The 20655-nt window shown below is 45.9% G+C and carries 19 protein-coding genes and 1 tRNA gene; 2 read left to right on the plus strand and 18 right to left on the minus strand.

The window, feature by feature from the left end:
* Positions 1–10: 10 nt before the first annotated feature.
* Both ICN20_RS00195 and ICN20_RS00200 read right to left on the minus strand, forming a co-directional pair.
* Positions 11–844, minus strand: a complete 834-nt coding sequence (locus ICN20_RS00195; RefSeq protein WP_216237163.1) for a GGDEF domain-containing protein — start codon at positions 842–844, stop codon at positions 11–13.
* Entirely contained in the window at positions 841–2070 is a 1230-nt protein-coding gene (locus tag ICN20_RS00200) for an HD domain-containing phosphohydrolase (RefSeq protein WP_255534568.1), read from the minus strand. Before ICN20_RS00200 ends, ICN20_RS00195 begins: the two co-directional genes overlap by 4 nt.
* A 90-nt stretch (positions 2071–2160) precedes the next feature.
* Here ICN20_RS00200 and ICN20_RS00205 point away from each other — a divergent pair, with 90 nt between their 5' ends.
* A complete protein-coding gene (locus ICN20_RS00205; RefSeq protein WP_216237165.1) occupies positions 2161–2652 on the plus strand; it encodes a hypothetical protein in 492 nt (163 codons plus the stop codon).
* A 57-nt stretch (positions 2653–2709) separates the two neighbouring features.
* Here ICN20_RS00205 and ICN20_RS00210 read toward each other — a convergent pair.
* The 5 genes from ICN20_RS00210 to ICN20_RS00230 form a co-directional block, all read right to left on the minus strand.
* A tRNA-His gene (locus ICN20_RS00210) sits at positions 2710–2785 on the minus strand.
* 67 nt (positions 2786–2852) lie between these two features.
* The gene (gene dusA / locus ICN20_RS00215) at positions 2853–3935 is read right to left on the minus strand and encodes a tRNA dihydrouridine(20/20a) synthase DusA (RefSeq protein WP_216237168.1); all 1083 of its coding nucleotides are present in this window, start codon (positions 3933–3935) and stop codon (positions 2853–2855) included.
* An 89-nt stretch (positions 3936–4024) separates the two neighbouring features.
* Positions 4025–4288, minus strand: coding sequence for a hypothetical protein (locus ICN20_RS00220; RefSeq protein ID WP_216237170.1), 264 nt, complete (start codon positions 4286–4288; stop codon positions 4025–4027).
* A 34-nt stretch (positions 4289–4322) separates the two neighbouring features.
* Complete coding sequence (locus tag ICN20_RS00225; RefSeq protein WP_216237171.1) at positions 4323–4589, minus strand: DUF1488 family protein; 267 nt, start codon at positions 4587–4589, stop codon at positions 4323–4325.
* Positions 4586–4969, minus strand: coding sequence for a translational machinery protein (locus tag ICN20_RS00230; RefSeq protein WP_216237173.1), 384 nt, complete (start codon positions 4967–4969; stop codon positions 4586–4588). The genes ICN20_RS00225 and ICN20_RS00230 overlap by 4 nt, the downstream gene beginning before the upstream one ends.
* 162 nt (positions 4970–5131) lie before the next feature.
* Between ICN20_RS00230 and ICN20_RS00235 the strand changes: the two genes are divergently transcribed.
* The gene (locus ICN20_RS00235; RefSeq protein WP_216237183.1) at positions 5132–6772 is read left to right on the plus strand and encodes an FMN-binding glutamate synthase family protein; all 1641 of its coding nucleotides are present in this window, start codon (positions 5132–5134) and stop codon (positions 6770–6772) included.
* Between the two features lie 39 nt (positions 6773–6811).
* On the opposite strand, the gene ICN20_RS00240 is transcribed toward ICN20_RS00235, so the two are convergent.
* The 11 genes from ICN20_RS00240 to rimP form a co-directional block, all read right to left on the minus strand.
* Positions 6812–7651 carry a GGDEF domain-containing protein gene (locus tag ICN20_RS00240; protein WP_216237184.1) on the minus strand — a complete coding sequence of 280 codons (840 nt, stop codon included), beginning with the start codon at positions 7649–7651 and terminating at the stop codon, positions 6812–6814.
* Complete coding sequence (locus tag ICN20_RS00245; protein ID WP_216237186.1) at positions 7648–7965, minus strand: hypothetical protein; 318 nt, start codon at positions 7963–7965, stop codon at positions 7648–7650. Before ICN20_RS00245 ends, ICN20_RS00240 begins: the two co-directional genes overlap by 4 nt.
* A gap of 99 nt (positions 7966–8064) precedes the next feature.
* Positions 8065–8961 (minus strand): pseudouridine synthase, encoded by an 897-nt coding sequence (locus ICN20_RS00250; RefSeq protein ID WP_216237193.1) that lies wholly within the window; start codon positions 8959–8961, stop codon positions 8065–8067.
* Positions 8962–9067: 106 nt separating this feature from the next.
* Positions 9068–10054 (minus strand): tripartite tricarboxylate transporter substrate-binding protein, encoded by a 987-nt coding sequence (locus ICN20_RS00255; protein WP_216237195.1) that lies wholly within the window; start codon positions 10052–10054, stop codon positions 9068–9070.
* 92 nt (positions 10055–10146) lie between these two features.
* The gene (locus ICN20_RS00260) at positions 10147–12510 is read right to left on the minus strand and encodes a Tex family protein (protein WP_216237197.1); all 2364 of its coding nucleotides are present in this window, start codon (positions 12508–12510) and stop codon (positions 10147–10149) included.
* A 116-nt stretch (positions 12511–12626) separates the two neighbouring features.
* Positions 12627–14444 (minus strand): translational GTPase TypA, encoded by a 1818-nt coding sequence (typA, locus tag ICN20_RS00265; RefSeq protein WP_216237206.1) that lies wholly within the window; start codon positions 14442–14444, stop codon positions 12627–12629.
* A 70-nt stretch (positions 14445–14514) separates the two neighbouring features.
* The gene (gene truB / locus ICN20_RS00270) at positions 14515–15426 is read right to left on the minus strand and encodes a tRNA pseudouridine(55) synthase TruB (protein ID WP_216237209.1); all 912 of its coding nucleotides are present in this window, start codon (positions 15424–15426) and stop codon (positions 14515–14517) included.
* A 3-nt stretch (positions 15427–15429) separates the two neighbouring features.
* Complete coding sequence (rbfA, locus tag ICN20_RS00275) at positions 15430–15813, minus strand: 30S ribosome-binding factor RbfA (RefSeq protein ID WP_216237210.1); 384 nt, start codon at positions 15811–15813, stop codon at positions 15430–15432.
* Between the two features lie 5 nt (positions 15814–15818).
* Complete coding sequence (gene infB, locus ICN20_RS00280) at positions 15819–18578, minus strand: translation initiation factor IF-2 (RefSeq protein ID WP_216237213.1); 2760 nt, start codon at positions 18576–18578, stop codon at positions 15819–15821.
* Positions 18579–18591: 13 nt separating this feature from the next.
* A complete protein-coding gene (gene nusA, locus ICN20_RS00285) occupies positions 18592–20073 on the minus strand; it encodes a transcription termination factor NusA (RefSeq protein ID WP_216237215.1) in 1482 nt (493 codons plus the stop codon).
* Positions 20070–20561, minus strand: a complete 492-nt coding sequence (rimP, locus tag ICN20_RS00290; RefSeq protein ID WP_216237217.1) for a ribosome maturation factor RimP — start codon at positions 20559–20561, stop codon at positions 20070–20072. The genes nusA and rimP overlap by 4 nt, the downstream gene beginning before the upstream one ends.
* Positions 20562–20655: the final 94 nt, after the last annotated feature.

A 20655-nucleotide genomic window follows, 5' to 3' on the forward strand; every position in this document is an offset into this window, starting at 1 on the left:
TAGAGGTCTATTAGCTCCAAAGCTCAGTTCTATTGCGACCTTTTGACTTGGCTGAATACATGGCTTTGTCTGCCTTGGCATAAAAATCCCTCAAAACCACGCCTGCCTTGGTTTCACCATGGCTTATGGGGTTAAAGCTTGCCACCCCAATACTGATTGAAATAAAGATTTCTTTGCCTTTAGTAATAGCGCAAGGGGATAAAAGCACTTTTTTCCTTAAACGCTCAGCAACTTCAAACGCCGAATCAGCTCCATCACCAGGCAAAACCACGAAGAATTCCTCTCCCCCAACGCGCCCAAAGATATCAATTACACGGAGTTCTTCTTGGCAGAATTTGACCAGATTCGTCAGAACAATATCCCCCAATGGATGACCATACTCATCATTGATATTTTTAAAGTGGTCGATATCGAGCATGAGAAAGGCGACGGGGCCGCGATTACGAAGCGCTCTTTCTATTTCCAATTCAGCTCGCACAAACGTTTCTGATCGACTTAAGGCTTGCGTCAAAGAATCAGTTTTTGCATCACTATCGAGCATGAAGTTCTTCAACTCCAGTTCAAAAATAATTTTTTTGAACTGTGTTACACCAAGATATATAGACAGGGAGATAGCTAAGGCCAGTAGAGCATCCCAGACGTTGTAATAGGCATCAGCATAAAAATGCAATAGCGGTGAAATTCGCCTGCCGATCATAAGAGCAAAGGCAACAGCCAATGCGCCACTAGCTAAACGATAACTTTTTGATTTAAAAAATAGACTGAGTGCGCAAACTGCAGCGCAAATTTGAGCGACTACTGCCAAGACATAGGCGGCAATCGCTATATATTGAGAACTAATCATTGGTTTTCAACGATGTTTTGCAGCTCATTGTCATTTTCAATCAGCTTCAAAGCAGCTTCTACTACCTTGACATCCAACTTATCTCCAGACTCAGCTTTGATTTCCTCTAAAGCGGCATTCAACCCCTTGGCCGGGCGATATGGACGGTGCGTAGCCATTGCCTCGATGGTGTCGGCAACAGCCAGAACACGAGCCTCTTCGCAGATTTGTTCGCCTACCAGCTTGTTTGGATATCCACTGCCGTCTAAACGCTCGTGATGCTGATACACCATCTCAGCAATTGGCCAAGGAAAAGGAATATCTTTCAAAATTTGATAACCAGCTTCTACGTGACCTTGCACCAATTGCATTTCTATATCGTTTAAGCGCGATGGCTTTGTCAAGATTTCGGAAGGGACTGCCATCTTGCCAATATCGTGAACCATCGCGGCCATGTATAAGGCTTGGATACGCTCGTCATCCCAGCCTAATTGACGGGCAATCGCCATCGAGATCATGGCTACCCTCTTTTGATGGCCAGCTGTATAAGGATCGCGCCACTCCATGGTTTTAGACATCGCTTCAATCGTGGCTCGCAACGCTCCAGCGAGTCGCTCTTGCGTTAATTCCTTTTCGTGGATTTGATCGTCTAATTTATGCTGCCGCTCAATCGAGCGAAGACCAAAGCCAATCTCTTTCGCTAAACCTTCAAACAATTTAATTTCTGAATCCCCAAAACTATTAGGCAGTGTTGAATAAACCAATAGAGATCCATATGGAATGTCATCTTGGCCATCGGGTATGGGGCAACCGATTACAGAACGAATGCCAAACTGTTTTGCACGCTCACGCCAAGTAATAAATCCAGGATCCAATTCACCATCAACCACTACATAAGTTTGATTACTGCGAATGGATTTGCCTGCCGGTCCACTACCCGTAGACTCAGTCTCAGACCAACTAACAACAATATTCTCGATATAACCAACCGCAGAGCCAGCTGCTCCTACAACCCGAACGGTTTTAAATTCATCATGTACAGCCTCTCCTACCCAAGCTAGTTTATAAGGGCCTAGCAGCGCGATAGCATCACAAACTTCTTGTATTAATAACTCGGTAGAGGTTGCTCGTGCGAGGGTTGCTGCTGCCTCTGAAAACGCAGACAAAGCCCAACCACGCTTTTCCAGCTCCTCGCGCACAGACGCATCGGAAGATAGATCGGAGTCAATTGTGGACTTTGCATTCATATCTTAATTATGGATCTAAAACCTATAAAAACCTTGCTATTAATCATAAATAAGCGGACTATAAAAATGAAATTTCATCATTAAGGATCCATGAAAGACGATATAGAGAAAATTTACTCAAAGCTGATTAGCCTTGAGACAGAGGTCAGCAATCTAAGGCAGGGCTACATTACGGTAAACGCCCGCTATGCCGAGGCCTTGGGGACTTTAAAGGAACTGACCTCTAGCGCATTAGAGGCGGCTAAAAGAGCAGCTGTTTCTGCCGAAAAGGCTTCTCTCTCCGCAAAGAATTGCGCCACTGCCGCTAAGTTAGCTGCATCCGAGGCAATAGTAGATGCAGCAGAAGCTGCTGCTGATGCTGCTGCCGCCTCTGCTGAGGCTGCCATTGAGGCTGCTGCCGCTGCCTCTGCAGCAGCTGCTGCTGCTGCCGCCGCAGTCGCTCATCAGGCTGAAGAGTCATCTATCTTGGCTTCTGCCGAAGCAGCCGAGGCGACTAAACGAGCCGCGATAGCAGCCGCTGAAGCCGTGAAGATGTCTAATCTTGCTGCCGAGTCTGCAAGATCAGCTCGCAATAAGAAATAAGCGCTTATTGCCAAAAAGCAAAAAGCCCCAATTTAGGGGCTTTTTGCTTTAATACTGTGGGGCGAACGACGGGGCTCGAACCCGCGACAACCAGAATCACAATCTGGGACTCTACCAACTGAGCTACGTCCGCCACTGAAGACCTAGATTATAGCTTTTTGCCCAAAAACCTGTCAAAAACACCCCTTTACAGGCTGTGTTTAGGCACTTTCATAGTCAAAAGCGGCCCAATCCCCAAGACATAAGCTCGCATCTATGAAAAAGTCGGTGATCGCCGCCTTGCTCTGGACTTTGGCCAATGCATGATGATCCGAGAGGCGTTGACGCCAATACCGTGATCCTGCCCTGCCATGAGCTAGACCGAGAATGTGTCTTGTGAATGCGCCGATATAAAAAGGCTTACCTTTGGCCTGGCACTCATCAAACCAAGCGTGAACTTGTTTCACCAATGCAATTTGAATGCGGTGCCACTCGGTTTCACTAAAAAGATAACCAGCAGCATCGCCATCCGTGTTGATCATGTCATCCCAACCTAAAAGCAGCGCCGGAAAATGATATGCAGCTCTTCCAACCATGAAACCATCAAAGTCATTCCAGTGACCGGCAATTTGCTCATTCGTTTCTAAGCCACCGTTGAGCAACACTTTGAGATTTGGAAATTGCTTTTGTGCATCTAGCCTCAGTTTTGCAGCCACTTCATAACGTAATGGTGGTTTACTACGATTCTCTTTTGGCGATAAACCTTTAAGCACAGCATTACGAGCATGAATTGTTACTTGGCTTGCACCGGCATCTGCAACGGCCAGAATAAAGTTCAGCGCAAATTGATAATCGACCTCAGAATTCTCAGCATCCATCGAATCCAAGCCTAGACGATGCTTTACGGAAATTGGAATGTCTACTGCGCTTTTCATTGAGCGGACACACTCAGCCACTAAATTAGGCTCAGCCATTAAACATGCGCCGAAGGCCCCACGTTGCACGCGCTCTGATGGACAACCACAATTGAGATCAATTTCATCGTAGCCCCACTGCTGCGCTAGCTCGGCAGACTTTGCTAAATCGGAAGGCTCTGATCCACCTAACTGCAAAACGACTGGGTGTTGATCTTGAGAATAATCAAGATGACGCGGGACGTCCCCATGCATCAAGGCACCAGAAGTCACCATCTCCGTATAAAGAACGGCTTCTTTAGTAAGCGTGCGATGAAAAGAACGGCAATGACGATCCGTCCATTCCATCATGGGCGCTACTGCAAGACGTTTCTTTGGGGTATTGGTCATGAACTTCGGATAAATAAATATTGACCGTCATTTTAAATGCATAAGGGCAACCAAAGTTGCCCTTACTGTAAAACAAAAAAGCTACTTGATTAACGCAATTTAGCGAGTTTAGCCTCTAACTCAACCGCGAGATCCAAAGCCCCCATATAGCCGGATTTCAGATGATTTGGTAGATCAGGATCACCCACCATGGCGCCCAAGGTTTCCACCAGACTAAAGATGATTCCTTTGGCTGCCCCAGCCGCAATCGTATTGTTCGCAACAGCTTCATCAATATGATTTACTGCATCTAGAAAGTAATCATGTCCAGGGAGTCCATCTGGACCCAATTCTTCTTTAGCTGCTTTAGTCATTTGCAATTTCCCCTCATCTAACTGTTTGCGAAATTTAATCTATAACCAAATCATTACTATGAATTTGTAGCACGCCATTATGACTGTGTCCCTGAGTAATTTTGGCTTCAGCAACGGAAAGTAGTTTCAGTTGATGCTTTATAAAATGATCCAATGGGTCACCCAAGATACTATCGGGATCAACATCCTCCAGGGCCTCATAACTAAATTGGCACTCAAGATCCTTGCCATCGAGCTTTGCAAGATAACTGATGCCTAGATCAGCCATTAAAGTTGGCGGACCAATAAATTCAATTTTCATAACATCTGATCTGCTTTATAGAAAAACTTGCGTGCATAGGCAAGAATTTCTTTATCGCTCGGATGATCAACCGTTTCAATACCAACAATATTTTCAGCAATCTTGGCATCATGCTTATGCGCGTGTTTAATTAATTCTAATTTTGCAGAGCCTGGGCCAAGAATCAAAATTTCTTTAGATTCATTCACAGCATTAATCACTGAATGTAGGTACTTATGATCTAGAGCTAGTTTGCCACTGCCCACTTCATTTGCCTTATGGTGCAAATGCGCATGGGTAGTTTTGCTACGAATGATTTCGGCTTCACTAGCCTCTGCGCTCAAAAACATGACGTGAGCTTCTTTATGGTCAATCCAAATAACTGCGTGATTTAATGACATATTCTTCCTATTATTAATATGAACTACTCCTTTGAGAATACTCCTGCAATGCTTGAGAATCTCCGGAAAATCACTAATGAAGCACTATTTGGCTTGATTTAAGTCAAAATGTTTGGTTAGTATTCAATTCATATACTTAGTCCATCTACATTTAAGCTCATTATGGCCATATCCCCCAATAAATATCTACCGATTCGTTACATTCCTTTTGGACTTTGTATTATTGGGGCCGTAGCGAGCTTTGCCTCTATAGAGTTACACCAACAAGCCTATCGCCTCTTCATACTATTTGGTTTTCTAACTGTCGTCGGAATCTACGACCTTGTTCAAACCAAAGTCGCCATTCTTCGCAACTACCCCGTTATCGGTCACTTGCGTTTTATGCTGGAATTCATCCGCCCAGAAATTCGACAGTACTTTATCGAGGGTGATAACGATGAAACTCCCTTCTCCAAAGAACAGCGCACCTTAGTCTATTCACGAGCCAAAGCAGTTCCTGATCAAATTCCATTTGGCACTACATTAGATGTCATGGCCCCTGGCTATCAGTGGATTAATCAATCCTTAGCCCCAACCCACATTCCTAACCATGATTTCCGCATCGATATCGGCGGCAAGGATTGCACACAAAAATATTCAGCCAGCATCTTCAACATTTCAGCGATGAGCTTTGGCTCACTGAGTGCGAATGCTATTTTGGCTTTAAATCTTGGCGCCAAAAAAGGTGGCTTTGCTCATGACACCGGCGAAGGCTCGATTTCTCAATACCATCGCGTACATGGTGGTGACCTTATCTGGGAAATTGGATCTGGCTATTTTGGCTGCCGCAATTCTGATGGTAGTTTTAATGCAGAAAAATATACTGAGAATGCTCTAGATCCCCAGGTCAAAATGATCGAGATCAAACTGAGCCAAGGGGCTAAGCCTGGGCATGGTGGCATCCTACCCGGATCAAAGGTAACGGCTGAGATCGCCGCTGCAAGGGGTGTAAAGGAAGGTGAGGCTTGCATATCCCCAGCTTCACATAGCGCCTTCTCCACCCCGCTTGAACTCATGTACTTTGTAAAGAAATTACGTGATTTATCAGGCGGCAAGCCGGTTGGATTTAAGTTTTGCGTGGGTCACCCTTGGGAATGGTTTGGCATTGTTAAAGCAATGCTTGAGACGGGCATTCATCCAGACTTTATTGTGGTGGATGGCTCCGAAGGCGGCACTGGTGCATCACCAGTCGAGTTCACCAATCATGTGGGGACCCCGCTTCAAGAAGGTCTGCGCCTGGTTCACAACACCCTAATGGGTGCAAATTTACGCGATCAAATCAAAATTGGTTGTGCAGGAAAAATCATTAGCGCATTTGATATGGCAGTCGCTTTTGCACTGGGCGCCGATTGGTGTAATAGCGCCCGTGGTTTTATGTTCTCGATTGGCTGTATTCAGGCGCAGGTTTGCAATACGGGCAACTGCCCTACTGGCGTCACCACGCAAAATCCATTGCGTCAGAAAGCTTTAGTGGTCCCCAATAAGGCTGAGCGTGTTTATAACTTCCACAATGAAACACTCAAGACCCTAAAAGAGCTGGTCGAGGCAGCGGGCCTAAATCACCCCGGTGAAATTGATGCTCCTCATATCATCCGTCGTATTAATAAGCATGAGGTACGCCTTTTATCCTTTTTGCTACCTGAAATGCCTGCAGGCCTTCTACTCAAAGCGGAACATATAGATCCAAGCCTGAATCTACCAAGGGTATTTGAGTTGTATTGGCATCGCTCCCAAGCCCAAAGCTTTGCTGCCCTGAAAGCCTAAATCTGTAGAGCCTCAATGGATAACTCTATTTGAAGCATCTTATTGAGGATTTTTGCCTTCAGTTTTATGGCGATACATCTCTAAATCTACTTCATGCAGGATTTCTGAGACGGTTCGCGGTGTATCGCTGTATGTGGCCATACCGATACTTAAGGTTACCGGGTATGCAGAGTCATGCATCGTCTGGTTGACTGTTTTAACGATATCGCCACACATGCGATTCACTTCTTGCTCATTTACCTTTAATGCAACAATCAAAAACTCATCGCCACCCAGTCGGAAAAACATAACATTCTCAGATGAAAATTTCATCAAGGTATGCGCAATCTTTGTGAGCACCTGATCACCAACCAAATGCCCTCGAACATCATTAATCTTTTTAAAGTCATTAACATCAATCATCGCAACAGAAAATATCTCACTACGCCCCTCTAGACCTGCGATAGCCTGCTCTATCACGATACGAGCCCAGCGCCTATTCCATAAACCCGTTAATGAATCCGTATTTGCAAGCATGTTCACGCGTAATTGACTGCGCCTAAGCGACCTGGCTAGCCACATGATTAATAGGGTGGCCAGGAAGCGGATCAAGATGTTTAATACCTCTATCTTCGTAAAGTAGATGGGGAAATAGCCATCTCTAAGAAGGAAGTAATTTTCAAATAAGGTAGTGATAATTAGAGCTGCAATAACCACTTTCATTGACTTTGCATTCAATGCAATGATTGCAGCAGGAAATAGATAGAGCAAAACTAATCGATAATCATCAGGGGATAGAACATCGATCATTAAAATTAGAAATAGCGAAACAAATCCAAGTTGTACCGCTAATTTTGGCTTGATCCCAAATAGACTATCAATACTGTTCATTTGCATCATTCCCGATCAACCCAAGTAAGTGAATTTGCAGACACAGGCGTTAACCGATATACGTATGTTGCTCTTGGAGCCACCATAAATCCGTTGAGGTCATATAGAAATGATCTTTTGCGTGCTGCTAATTTATGCTTTACGAGCTTATCAAAATCACGACTTAATTGTGGGCAGCGAGGATAGTCATTGGTGCGGTAAAAAACTTTTGCTCCAGTTGCCCTGGAATACTCAACAATGAGATCGGGGCTGCACTCTTCCAGACCTGTTGGCTGGTGCCTCAAGCGATTCAACAGCCAGCGGTAACGGGGTTTAGACAACATGGCTGGCATATTAGCTTAAGAGCTAATACTTTACTAGAATCTATGCCTATTTTTGGTGCAATACCCTCTCCAAAGCCCCCAAATCAATGGTCTAGCGAACTAAAGTACTAGCTCTTGAGCGCTGCTAAAGGTCCTGTTTAGCCCATCTATGGGGTCTACAAAGGCTATTTCTTTTGCTAGCAGCTGTAAGGGCTTAGAAAAATCTAAGTCATATTCTTGATAAGGTGTCAGAACAGGATAGATCTGATCATTCTTAATCGGGACCTCAAGCACATTAAGGTGGCAGCGAAGCTGATGCTTTTTGCCACTACCAGGAGTGAGTCTGTATCTAGCCCATGGATTTTTTTCTTGAACGAGTTCAATGAGCGTATCCGTGTTTGAATCACCCTCCACTTCTTGCATTTGCAAAAAGTGTTCCGACTCTTCAATGCGGCTTTGATACGTCATTGGTAACTTCTTAGCTAGCGATTCAGAATATGGCGCTATAGCTTCATAGACTTTTTTAACTGCTCTATCTCTAAATAGGTTTTGATATTGAGCGCGTTCAGTTGGATTTACGGAAAAGATTACTAAGCCAGCAGTATCACGATCAATTCGATGAATCGGACTGAGTGTTTGTATGCCTGTTTTTTTCTTGACTCGACTTAACAAGGTCTGATGAAGATAAAGACCACTTGGTGTGACCGGTAAGAAATGGGGTTTATCCGCCACTAGGATATGTTCATCTTGGTAGAGGATCTCTTCTTCAAATGGAATCTCAGGCTCACGGGCAAGACGCCTAAAGTACAGTAGATGACTATTTGGTAGATAAGGGCTACTTGCCGTTAATGTTTGGCCATCTTGATCAAGAATAAGCCCTTCATTAAAGCGATTCACCCACTCATCTTCGGCAATGTGTGGAAATTGGGTAACAAAGAATGCCAGCAAGTTCAAATGAGCTTGATCAGCAGGCAAATATACCCGTGATGCTGAGACCCCTTCTGAATTGACTTTCATAAACTCCATTAGCAAATTACTGTATTTAGTTAGTTTAAATTACACCCTAAGTAGAGCAATAAAAAACCGCCCGAAGGCGGCTTTTATTAATGTGGGTCATTGATGCTTAGTCTGCGTAGATGCCAGCATTCTTAATGATTGGTGTCCACAAATCAATCTGCGCCTTCAAGTGCTTTTTAAAGGCCTCTGGAGTTGCATTTGCTTGGGATGGGATTTCTACACCCAACTCAGCCATGTGTTGCTTATAAAGCGGATCTTGAATAGCACCTTGCAATGCTTTAGCTAACTTATCCATCTCTGCCTTAGGAGTGCCTTTTGGTGCATAAACGCCATGCCAAACTTTCACTTCAAAGTTCTTCAATCCTTGCTCATTAAGCGTTGGAATCTTTTCAAAAGCTTTGATGCGCTGCATCGTAGTTGTTCCGTACGGCTTCACCGCGTTGGTTGCTAGCTGACCTGACAGGTTAGTTGTCTGGTCGCACATCAATTGCACTTGGCCGCCGATCAAATCGGTCAATGCAGGTGCAGTGCCTTTGTAAGGAACAGTTGTCAAATCCAACTGAATACGGCTCATGAACAACAAGCCGCACAAGTGACTAGCAGAACCTACGCCAGCATTGGCATAAGCAATCTTGCCTACGTTTGCCTTCATGTACGGGAGAAGCTCTTGATAGTTTTTCGGAGGCAAATCTTTATTGCCAACCAAAATCATGGGTACGTCAGCAACTTGACCAACATACTCGTAGTCATTCATTGGATCAAAGCCCAAGTTCTTATACAAAGCTGGGGCAGTAGACATACCAATGTGGTGAATCAATAATGTGTAACCATCGTTCTTGGAATTAATCACTCGCTTAGCAGCAATCGTACCGCCAGCACCTGGACTGTTATCGACAATCACCTGGCCTTTAAGTTGCTTACCCATTGCCAGAGCAAGTTCACGAGCTACCTTATCGGTTGGACCACCAGCAGAGAATGGCACCACCAAAGTGATTGGACGATCGCCAGGGAAATCAGCTGCTTTTGCAGCAGAAATACTAACGCCTAATGCGCACAGCGAAATTGCTGCAATGCGGAAAATAGATTGGGACATTCTCACGGTAATCCTTGTATTTTGTGATTAAACATTCAAAGTAGTAGTTTAGAGAATTTACTGGCCCATAGGGAGAAATTCTCTAAAAAGTACTATTTCTTAAGCTTCCCAAATGCAGCTGCCATTGCATTATTCATAGGAGGCGCCTGTCTTCTGTCTTCTTTTGGTTTTCTGGGTTCAGCTGACTTAGGACGATTGGAGGATCTTTGCTCTGGCTTTACTCCTGCTTTAGCGCCCTCCCTTGGAGCCTCATCACTTAAGCGCATCGTTAATGCAATGCGCTTGCGCTTTTCATCTACCTCCAGCACCTTAACCTTTACTACCTGCCCGGCCTTAACCACGGTATGAGGATCTTTTACGAAAGTATTGGACAGCGCAGAAATATGAACGAGGCCGTCTTGATGCACGCCAATATCAACAAAGGCGCCAAAGGCAGCAACGTTCGTGACTACGCCTTCCAAAATCATATCCACTTTGAGATCGCTAATTTTTTCTACGCCATCCTTAAAGGTTGCGGTAGTAAATTCTGGACGCGGATCACGACCTGGCTTTTCTAGTTCTTTAATAATGTCAGTCACTGTAGGAAGGCCGAACTGACCATCAGCATATTTTTCTGGCGAGAGTGATTTGAGTAAATTAGCATCGCCAATCACTTCTTTCACCCCCTTTTTAATATCCTTCAGAATCTTTTCTACCAAAGGATAGGATTCTGGATGAACTGCGGATGCGTCTAGTGGATCGTCGCCATCCATGATGCGTAAGAAGCCAGCAGCTTGCTCATACGTTTTTTCGCCGAGGCGTGGAACACTCTTGAGATCAGCCCTCGATTTAAATGCACCCTTGCTGTCACGGTACGCTACGATGCCCTCAGCAACAGTAGAGCTTAAGCCTGAGACCCTTGCTAGCAAAGGAGCAGAGGCTGTGTTGACATCTACACCTACCGCGTTCACACAATCCTCCACCACCGCTACTAATGATTTTGCTAATTGGGTTTGCATCACATCATGCTGATACTGGCCGACGCCAATCGATTTCGGATCAATCTTGACTAACTCTGCAAGCGGATCTTGCAATCTGCGTGCAATGGATACAGCGCCACGTAATGAGACGTCCATGCCTGGCAATTCTTTTGAAGCATATTCAGAAGCCGAGTAAACCGAAGCACCCGCTTCAGAGACCACGATCTTGGTGAGTTTGAGCTCTGGCTTGGCTTTAATGAGTTCTTGCGCCAATTTATCTGTTTCACGAGATGCGGTGCCATTACCAATCGAGATCAAGGTGGCATTATGTTTCTCAGCCAGCTTTGCCAGAGTATGTAATGAACCAGCCCAATCATTTTTGGGTTGATGTGGGTAAATGACATCGGTATCCACCACTTTGCCAGTGGCATCTACTACTGCTACCTTCACACCGGTACGCATACCAGGGTCAAGGCCAATGGTCACTCTTGGACCGGCAGGTGCCGCTAGAAGAAGATCTTTTAGATTGCGGGCAAATACGTTAATTGCCTCGGTTTCTGAGCGCTCACGCAGTGCTGTCATCAGCTCTGACTCTAAATGCAAAGAACACTTAATGCGCCAAGTCCAGCGGACAGTATCTGCTAACCAGGCATCAGCTGGACGACCGTCATTTTTAATCTTGAAATGATTAGCAATGCGGTTTTCACAAGGATTATGAGGGGCATCCCACTTGAGTTTTTCTTCTTCGGTATCTAAGCGTAGATTGACCATCAACATCTGCTCGCGACGACCTCTAAATAGGGCTAAGGCACGATGTGATGGAATCGCTTTGATTGGCTCGGAGTAATCAAAGTAATCAGCGAACTTCTCACCCTCTTGCTCTTTACCAGCAATCACCTTGGAATCTACTACACCATGATCTTGCAAGTAGATGCGAAGGGATTGCACTAATGCAGCATCCTCAGCAAAGCGCTCCATCAGAATTTGACGGGCACCTTCAAGGGCAGTTTTAGTATCCGGCACCCCAGGATTATCAGTGCCATCTACCTGAAACGCTTCCTTAAGATATTTAGCAGCCTCTATTTCTGGATCGAGATTCGGGTTATTGAGTAAATCATTTGCTAATGACTCCAAGCCAGCTTCTAGTGCGATTTGTGCCTTAGTTCTTCTCTTAGGCTTATATGGCAGGTAGAGATCTTCTAGACGTGTCTTATCTTCTGCCAGCATGATGGCCTTAAGTAAGTCTGGCGTCATCTTGCCCTGCTCTTCAATCGAAGCAACAATCGTTTTACGACGATCCTCTAGTTCGCGAAGGTAGCTAAGTCGCTCCTCTAGTAAACGTAATTGCGTGTCATCCAATCCGCCAGTAGCCTCTTTACGGTAACGAGCGATAAATGGTACGGTCGCACCCTCATCCATCAGGGCTATAGCTGCAGCCACTTGAGCAGGTTTAGCAGAAAGTTCTTGGGCAAGGCGTTGTTCTATCGATGGCAGCATGAGGATCTATTTTTACTTAATTTATTGATAACTATTAATAGTTAATTTGTTATTTTGATTTCAATGAAGAACAAAAGCCACCCTGAGGTGACTTTTGTTGTGTAGCCTGAGTGAGATTACTCGCGTGACGCTTTTTTACGCTCATGCTCCTTGAGGTAGCGCTTACGAATGCGAATGCTCTTCGGCGTTACTTCAACCAATTCATCATCATCAATAAACTCTACTGCGTATTCCAAGTTCATTGCGATTGGGGTAACAAGGCGAACCGCTTCGTCAGTACCAGAGGCGCGAACGTTGGTTAATTGCTTGCCCTTAATTGGGTTCACAACCAAGTCATTATCACGGCTATGAATACCGATCACCATACCTTCGTATAAAGGATCTCCAGGACTCACAAACATACGACCACGGTCTTGCAACTTCCACAATGCGTACGCAACTGCTTCACCATCATCTTGGCTAATCAATACGCCGTTATGACGCTCACCCAAGATACCGTCTTTGGCTGGCGCATAAGAATCAAATGTGTGGCTCATCAAACCGTTACCACGGGTCATGGTCATGAAATCGCCTTGGAAGCCGATCAAGCCACGCGCAGGGATACGGTACTCAAGACGTGTACGACCTTTACCGTCGCTCACCATGTCGAGTAATTCGCCCTTACGCTTACCCAAGTCTTCCATGACGGCGCCTTGAGTTGTATCCTCTAAGTCAACCGTTAAGTTTTCATACGGCTCCATCTTCACGCCATCTTCCTCATGGAACACAACGCGTGGACGAGAAACTGCTAATTCGTAACCTTCACGACGCATTGTTTCTACCAAGATAGTGAGATGCAATTCGCCACGACCAGAAACTTCAAATACAGTGTCGTCGTCAGTTTCTTTTACACGCAAAGCCATGTTGGACTTGAGTTCGCGATCAAGACGCTCACGAATCTGACGGCTAGTAACAAACTTACCTTCACGACCAGCCAATGGGCTTGTGTTCACCATGAAGTTCATGGTCAAGGTAGGCTCATCGATCTTCAGCATTGGCAATGCTTCTGGAACATCTGGTGCGCAGATCGTTGTACCGATTGCTAAATCTTCAATACCGTTTACCAATACGATGTCACCCGCTTGAGCTTCATCTACTAACTCACGCTCTAAGCCGCGGAACTTCAATACCTGGTTAATACGGCCCTTACGCTGAACGCCATCAGGACCATCCATAAATACTACGTCCATCAAAGGCTTCACAGTTCCGCGGTTTACACGGCCTACACCGATCTTACCAACGTATGTGCTGTATTCAATCGAGGTAATCTGTAATTGCAATGGGCCTTCTGGATTGTCATCACGAACTGGTACGTGCTTTAACACTGTGTCAAACAATGGGCGCATGTCGCCTTCACGAACGTCATCAGTCAAGCCAGCGTAACCGTTCAAACCAGATGCGTACACCACTGGGAAATCTAACTGCTCTTCAGTTGCGCCCAATTTATCGAACAGCTCAAAAGTAGCATTGATTACGTAGTCAGTTCGTGCGCCTGGACGGTCAACTTTGTTAATCACCACGATTGGCTTCAAACCTAAAGCCAAGGCTTTCTTAGTAACGAAGCGAGTTTGTGGCATTGGACCTTCAACCGCGTCAACCAAGAGCAATACGCCATCAACCATGGAGAGAACGCGCTCTACTTCACCACCGAAGTCCGCGTGTCCTGGGGTATCAACGATGTTGATGTGTGTGCCGTCATACTCAACCGCACAGTTCTTGGACAAAATAGTAATGCCACGCTCTTTTTCCAAATCGTTTGAGTCCATGACACGTTCGGTCATTTTTTCATTGGAGCGGAATGTGCCAGATTGGCGCAGAAGTTGGTCAACCAAAGTAGTTTTACCGTGGTCAACGTGGGCGATGATAGCAATGTTACGAAGTGCGCGTTTAGTCATGTGAAGCTTCTAAAGTTAAGAATATAAATTCGGGTTAATTAAGATTAGTGGGTGAATAAGTCAAATTTGTTTAATGGGCAGAAGAGATTAAGCGCTTGGGATGCAAAACGCCAGACCGCCAATCAGCAGTACCAATAAAGTTATGGGGAGCAGCAGTAGCGCGATAGATGCGTACTAGTGCCTCGATGGAAGGTAAATTGAGAGGAACACGCTGCCCCATCTCAAGACGTTTTGCTTGTTGCTCATCCACCGTTAAGTGGGGCAATGTTTGTAACAAGGCGTCAACAGGCAATATGTAGTTAGCGCTATTTTGCAAACCGCTTTGAATCGATTCAATCGTAAAGGACTGCTCCAAGTTCAAGTGTCCTACTTCAGTGCGGCGCAAACCTACTAAATGAGCACCGCAACCTAGAGTATTACCAATATCTTCGGCTAGCACACGAATATAAGTGCCTTTGCTACAGCTCACTTCTAAAGTGGCTTCAGGCCAAGCAATATTGGTCCAACGAATGGAGTGAATCGTAATATCTCGTGGAGCGCGCTCTAACTCAACGCCAGCACGAGCATATTCATACAAAGGCTTCCCATCACGCTTGAGCGCGGAATACATTGGTGGCACCTGAGAAATCGGGCCAGTAAATTTCGGGAGCAATGCTTCTAAGGCGATTTTTATTTCTGCGTCACTTGCAAATGCAGGCAAAGGCAGCTCTTCAATGATTTGACCTTCAGCATCACCAGTATCAGTACGCGAGCCAAACTTCACTTGTGCAATATAAGTTTTATCGGCCTCAAGCAAATCTTGTGAGTACTTCGTTGCTTCGCCCAGACAAATCGGAAGCAAGCCAGTTGCCATTGGGTCTAAGGTTCCAGTATGGCCAGCTTTGTCAGCATTAAAGGCACGCTTTACAGCAGTAACAGCACCCTGTGAACTCATTCCAGCGGGTTTATCTAGTAGCACTACGCCGTCGATCCGAATAGACATGAATTACTTGGTCTCGCCTACTTGATCACTGCTGCTGCGGTCACTATCCACAGCTTGATCGATCAATCGAGACATTTCTATGCCATGCTCAACTGAGCTGTCATAGTGAAAATGTAATGTAGGAACGGTATGGATATGCAAACGCTTAAACAATAGTGAGTGCAAGTACCCTGCTTTTTCTTGCAGCGCCTTTAAAGCATGCTCAGGTTCAGCACCCAAAACAGTAAAGAACACTTTAGCGTGAGCCAAGTCAGGGGTGAGTTCGATACTTTGTAAAGTAATCAAACCCAAGCTCGGACTACGCAATTCACGCGGAATAAGCTCGGCCAGGTCTCGCTGAATTTGATCTGCGAGACGCTGGTTACGATGGGGACTAGTCTTATGCATATTAATTAGAGTGAACGTGCAACTTCAGTGACTTCAAACACCTCAAGCTGATCACCCTCTTTAATATCGTTGTAGCCTTTCAATGACAGGCCGCATTCAACACCGGCACGAACTTCTTTAGCATCATCTTTGAAGCGCTTGAGAGAGTCCAGCTCACCAGTCCAAACAACAACGTTGTCACGCAAGAGACGGACACTAGATGTGCGTTTGATGATTCCATCAACAACCAAGCAACCAGCAATTGCACCAACCTTAGATACCAAGAAGACTTGACGAATCTCTACGAGACCAGTGATTTCTTCTTTCTTATCTGGAGTCAACATACCGCTTAAAGCTAACTTCACTTCATCTACTGCGTCATAGATGATGTTGTGATAACGAATATCTACGCCATTATTCTCAGCCAATTTGCGAGCTGCCGCATCTGCACGAGAGTTGAAGCCGAAAATAACAGCCTTCGAAGCAACAGCTAAGTTTACGTCAGTTTCAGTAATGCCACCAACGCCCGCGTGAACAATTTGAACCTTCACTTCTGGAGTGGAAAGCTTCATTAATGATTGAGCCAAAGCTTCTTGAGAGCCTTGCACGTCAGCTTTAATGATCAACGGCAATAACTTAGCTTCAACCGCACCCTCTTCCATGTTTTCCATCATGGTTTCAAGCTTGAATGCTTGCTGTTTAGCCAACTTCACATCACGGAATTTACCTTGACGGAAGAGTGCGATCTCACGAGCCTTACGCTCGTCAGGAACTACTTGCACTGACTCACCAGCAGCAGGAACATCGCCTAAACCTTGAATCTCTACCGGAATAGATGGGCCTGCTTCATTACATGGTTTACCGTTTTCATCCAACATGGCGCGGACGCGACCATAGGTTGAACCCGCCAACAACATATCGCCACGCTTTAATGTACCTGACTGAACCAAGATAGTTGCCACTGGGCCCTTACCTTTATCCAAGCGTGCCTCAATGACCAAGCCTTGTGCTGGCGCATCTTTAGGTGCTTTCAGTTCGAGAATCTCTGCTTGCAACAGAACGTTCTCAAGAAGCGCATCAATGCCTTCACCTGTTTTTGCAGATACTGGAATAAATGGCACATCGCCACCGTATTCTTCAGGAACCACTTGTTCTGCTACTAATTCAGTTTTAACGCGCTCTGAATTCGCTTCTGGCTTATCAATTTTGTTGATAGCCACAACAATAGGTACACCACCTGCGAGCGCATGGTGAATCGCTTCTTTTGTTTGCGGCATAACGCCGTCATCAGCAGCCACTACCAAGATCACAATATCGGTCGCCTTAGCACCACGAGCACGCATTGCCGTAAAGGCTTCGTGACCCGGAGTATCAAGGAAGGTAATCATGCCGCGTGGAGTTTCCACGTGGTATGCGCCGATGTGCTGAGTAATGCCACCAGCTTCACCAGTAGCTACTTTGGCAGCACGAATCTTATCGAGCAAGGAAGTTTTACCGTGGTCAACGTGACCCATCACCGTTACAACTGGAGGACGTGGCAATAACTCTGCGTCATGACCATCTGTACCGAGATCTAGATCTGGATCATCCAGTTTTGCAGCAAAGGCTTTGTGACCCATTTCTTCAACGATGATCATCGCCGTATCTTGGTCCAGCACTTGATTGATAGTGACCATTTGGCCCATACCCATCAGGAGCTTAATCACTTCTGCGCTCTTTACCGCCATTGCATGAGCTAACTCAGCAACAGTAATAGTTTCTGGTACGTGAACATCACGCACAATAGCTTCTGTTGGCACTTGGAAGTTGGTATCAACGTTCGCTTCTGCGATTTGACGTTGCTTCTTACGACCGCCGCCTGAGCGCCAACCACCGACACCACCAGATGAATCTCCACGAGTCTTTAAGCCTCCAGGTTTCTTAGCACCTTCTTCTTGCCAAGTGGAGGATGTCTCAGCAGATTTGATGGTCTTGCCGCCAACTTTAGCAACAGCCTTCTTCTTATCATCAGCACCTTCAACTTTGGCAGGCTTATGTAGAGTACCTTTTTTGGCTTCTTCAGCAGCAATTTCACTAGGCGCTTTGAGAACTCGAGCTGGAGCACTCATCATGTCGCGAATCGCTAATGCCTCAGCTTCAGCTGCAGCACGACGAACACGAATATCTGCCAATTCTTTTTCTTTGCTTGCAGCCAAATCTTTTGCAGCTTTATCTGCGACTGCCTTTTTCTCTGCAGCAGCTGCAGCAGCAGCTGGGGCTGCATCTAAAGGCGCTTCTTCTTTAACTACCGGAGCGGCAACTTCTTTTTGACGCGCCTCTTCGGCTGCTTTCATTTCCGCTTCTTGACGAGCCAATAGCTCGGCCTGGCGTGTCGCTTCAGCTGCGCGTTTCTCTAATTCTTCTTCAGAGATAACGGGTTTAGCTGGCGCAGCTTTAACTTCTGCTTTTTCTGGAGCAACTTCTGGTGCTACCTCAGGAGCTTTATCACCCGCTTTTACTAGTACACGCTTCTTACGAACCTCAACCTGCACTGTGCGAGTACGTCCAGCAGAATCTGCTTGACGAATTTCTGAGCTCTCACGCTTAATCAAGGTGATCTTTTTGCGCGCGCCAGAATCTGCGCTGCCATGTGCTTTTTGCAAATGCTCGAGCAGGACAGTTTTGTCCTTTTCGGTAATGCTGTCGTCCTCAGAACCTTTTTCGATACCGGCCGCCTTCAACTGCTCCAAGAGGTCTGGCGCGGTACGTTTTAATTCTTTAGCGAGTACTTTTACTGTTGTTGCCATGCACTACTTCCTCTCATGAAGTAAACCAATGTTCGCGCGCTTTCATGATGAGCGTTTTCGCAGTTTCTTCGTCAATTTGTGTCGCCTCAACCAGCTCATCAACAGCTAATTCAGCAAGGTCGTCACGGGTATGTACTTGATTGTCAGCAAGCTTAGCAATCAGTTCTGTTGTCATTCCCTCTAAGGAGCGTAAATCTTGTGACACTTCGCCAATACGCTCTTCTTTTGCCAACTCCATAGTCAACAAAGAGTCACGCGCACGAGTGCGTAGCTCATTCACAGTATCTTCATCGAAAGAATCGATTTCCAACATTTCTGACAATGGCACATAAGCCACTTCTTCCAATGTATTGAAACCTTCTTCAATCAGGATGTCAGCAACTTCTTGGTCCACATCCAACTTATCCATAAACAACTGGCGTACAGAAGAGGCTTCTTTTTCAGTTTTCTCAGCAGACTCTTCAGGAGTCATGATGTTGATCTGCCAACCTGTCAAATCACTTGCCAAACGAACGTTCTGTCCGCTACGGCCAATGGCGATTGCCAAATTCTCTTCATCAACTACTACGTCCATTGCATGACGCTCTTCGTCAACCACAATAGAGGACACTTGGGCAGGAGCCAAAGCGCCAATCACAAACTGGGCTGGATCTTCAGACCACAATACGATGTCCACCGCTTCGCCAGCAACTTCGTTACGAACCGCAGTCACACGGGTACCACGAACGCCAACGCAAGTACCGATTGGGTCGATACGCTTGTCATAAGTAATTACAGCAATCTTTGCGCGCACACCAGGATCACGGGCAGCGCCTTTGATCTCTAGCAAGCCCTGCTCCATCTCTGGAACTTCGTTTTCAAACAACTTAATCAAGAAGTCTGGGCAAGTACGTGAGAGTTCGATTTGTGGACCACGTGCTTCGCGATCCACTTTAAGGATGTATGCGCGTACACGGTCGCCAGAACGTAAGTTCTCTTTTGGAATCATTTGATCGCGACGGAGCAATGCTTCAACACGACCAGATTCAATAATCAGACCATTCTTGTCGGCACGCTTCACGGTACCAGTCATAACCTTTTCGCCACGCTCAAGGTAGTCATTCAAAATCTGTTCACGCTCAGCATCACGAATGCGCTGCAAGATCACTTGCTTAGCAGCTTGTGCGCCGATACGGCCAAAGGCTAAAGATTCGATTTGCTCTTCGATGTAGTCGCCAACTTCCATGTCAGCAAGCTGCTCTTGAGCTTCAAATTGCAGAATCTCTTTATCCGGCTCTTGTAAACCGGCTTCGTTAGGAACAACCAACCAACGGCGGAAGGTTTCGTATTCACCAGATTCGCGATCAATTGAAACGCGGATATCCACGTCTTCTGTAGCGTAGCGCTTCTTGGTTGCAGAGGCCAAAGCCATCTCCAACGCTTCAAATACGATCGCTTGATCAACGTTCTTTTCACGCGCTAACGCGTCTGCCAACATGAGAACTTCTCGGCTCATGACTTTCTTCCTTTGAAATCAATAACAGGGACCAACCGAGTCTTATCGACCTCGGCTAAAGAGAACTCCAATTGAGAGGGCTGACCATCAGCACCCTCAAATACCAAACCAAACTTTGCATCTGGTGAATTCAATTCACCACTCAGCAAACCTTGCAACTCACCACGAAAATTCTTGCGGCCACCAGCGGCAACACGCAACTTCAAATCTACTTCCATGCCAGCAAAGCGCACAAAATCTGCGGCACTTTTTACCGGGCGATCCAATCCTGGAGATGAAATCTCTAAACGCTCGTAAGGGATGTTTTCAACCGGCAATGTGTAGCTCAGCTGATGACTCACCTTCTCGCAATCCAAAACAGAAATCAAGCGCTCGTAATCCGGGTTTTCAATCGTGACGCGCAGCAATCCTCCGGCTTCACGCTCAATCTCAACTAGCGTGTAACCCAAGTTTTCCAGCTCTGCAGAAATAACCTGCTGATCCTTCACGACACCCCTTCATACCAAAATGGCAAAAAAAAATGGGCTTCAAAGCCCATATTCTCGAAATTCAGAACAGGCCGACTTACGTTGATCGCAACAT

The organism is Polynucleobacter sp. JS-Polo-80-F4 (genome assembly GCF_018881965.1).
Classification (GTDB): Bacteria; Pseudomonadota; Gammaproteobacteria; order Burkholderiales; family Burkholderiaceae; genus Polynucleobacter.

What these genes read in the sequence shown, in the direction of transcription:
- ICN20_RS00240 (WP_216237184.1), bottom strand. Translation starts at nt 7,651, where the DNA reads ATGATGCAAATGAACAGTATTGATAGTCTATTTGGGATCAAGCCAAAA.
- truB (WP_216237209.1), bottom strand. Translation starts at nt 15,426, where the DNA reads ATGTCTATTCGGATCGACGGCGTAGTGCTACTAGATAAACCCGCTGGA.
- ICN20_RS00245 (WP_216237186.1), bottom strand. Translation starts at nt 7,965, where the DNA reads ATGTTGTCTAAACCCCGTTACCGCTGGCTGTTGAATCGCTTGAGGCAC.
- ICN20_RS00230 (WP_216237173.1), bottom strand. Translation starts at nt 4,969, where the DNA reads ATGTCATTAAATCACGCAGTTATTTGGATTGACCATAAAGAAGCTCAC.
- ICN20_RS00205 (WP_216237165.1), top strand. Translation starts at nt 2,161, where the DNA reads ATGAAAGACGATATAGAGAAAATTTACTCAAAGCTGATTAGCCTTGAG.
- ICN20_RS00200 (WP_255534568.1), bottom strand. Translation starts at nt 2,070, where the DNA reads ATGAATGCAAAGTCCACAATTGACTCCGATCTATCTTCCGATGCGTCT.
- ICN20_RS00220 (WP_216237170.1), bottom strand. Translation starts at nt 4,288, where the DNA reads ATGACTAAAGCAGCTAAAGAAGAATTGGGTCCAGATGGACTCCCTGGA.
- ICN20_RS00250 (WP_216237193.1), bottom strand. Translation starts at nt 8,961, where the DNA reads ATGAAAGTCAATTCAGAAGGGGTCTCAGCATCACGGGTATATTTGCCT.
- ICN20_RS00260 (WP_216237197.1), bottom strand. Translation starts at nt 12,510, where the DNA reads ATGCTGCCATCGATAGAACAACGCCTTGCCCAAGAACTTTCTGCTAAA.
- ICN20_RS00235 (WP_216237183.1), top strand. Translation starts at nt 5,132, where the DNA reads ATGGCCATATCCCCCAATAAATATCTACCGATTCGTTACATTCCTTTT.
- ICN20_RS00225 (WP_216237171.1), bottom strand. Translation starts at nt 4,589, where the DNA reads ATGAAAATTGAATTTATTGGTCCGCCAACTTTAATGGCTGATCTAGGC.
- nusA (WP_216237215.1), bottom strand. Translation starts at nt 20,073, where the DNA reads ATGAGCCGAGAAGTTCTCATGTTGGCAGACGCGTTAGCGCGTGAAAAG.
- dusA (WP_216237168.1), bottom strand. Translation starts at nt 3,935, where the DNA reads ATGACCAATACCCCAAAGAAACGTCTTGCAGTAGCGCCCATGATGGAA.
- ICN20_RS00195 (WP_216237163.1), bottom strand. Translation starts at nt 844, where the DNA reads ATGATTAGTTCTCAATATATAGCGATTGCCGCCTATGTCTTGGCAGTA.
- ICN20_RS00255 (WP_216237195.1), bottom strand. Translation starts at nt 10,054, where the DNA reads ATGTCCCAATCTATTTTCCGCATTGCAGCAATTTCGCTGTGCGCATTA.
- infB (WP_216237213.1), bottom strand. Translation starts at nt 18,578, where the DNA reads ATGGCAACAACAGTAAAAGTACTCGCTAAAGAATTAAAACGTACCGCG.
- typA (WP_216237206.1), bottom strand. Translation starts at nt 14,444, where the DNA reads ATGACTAAACGCGCACTTCGTAACATTGCTATCATCGCCCACGTTGAC.
- rbfA (WP_216237210.1), bottom strand. Translation starts at nt 15,813, where the DNA reads ATGCATAAGACTAGTCCCCATCGTAACCAGCGTCTCGCAGATCAAATT.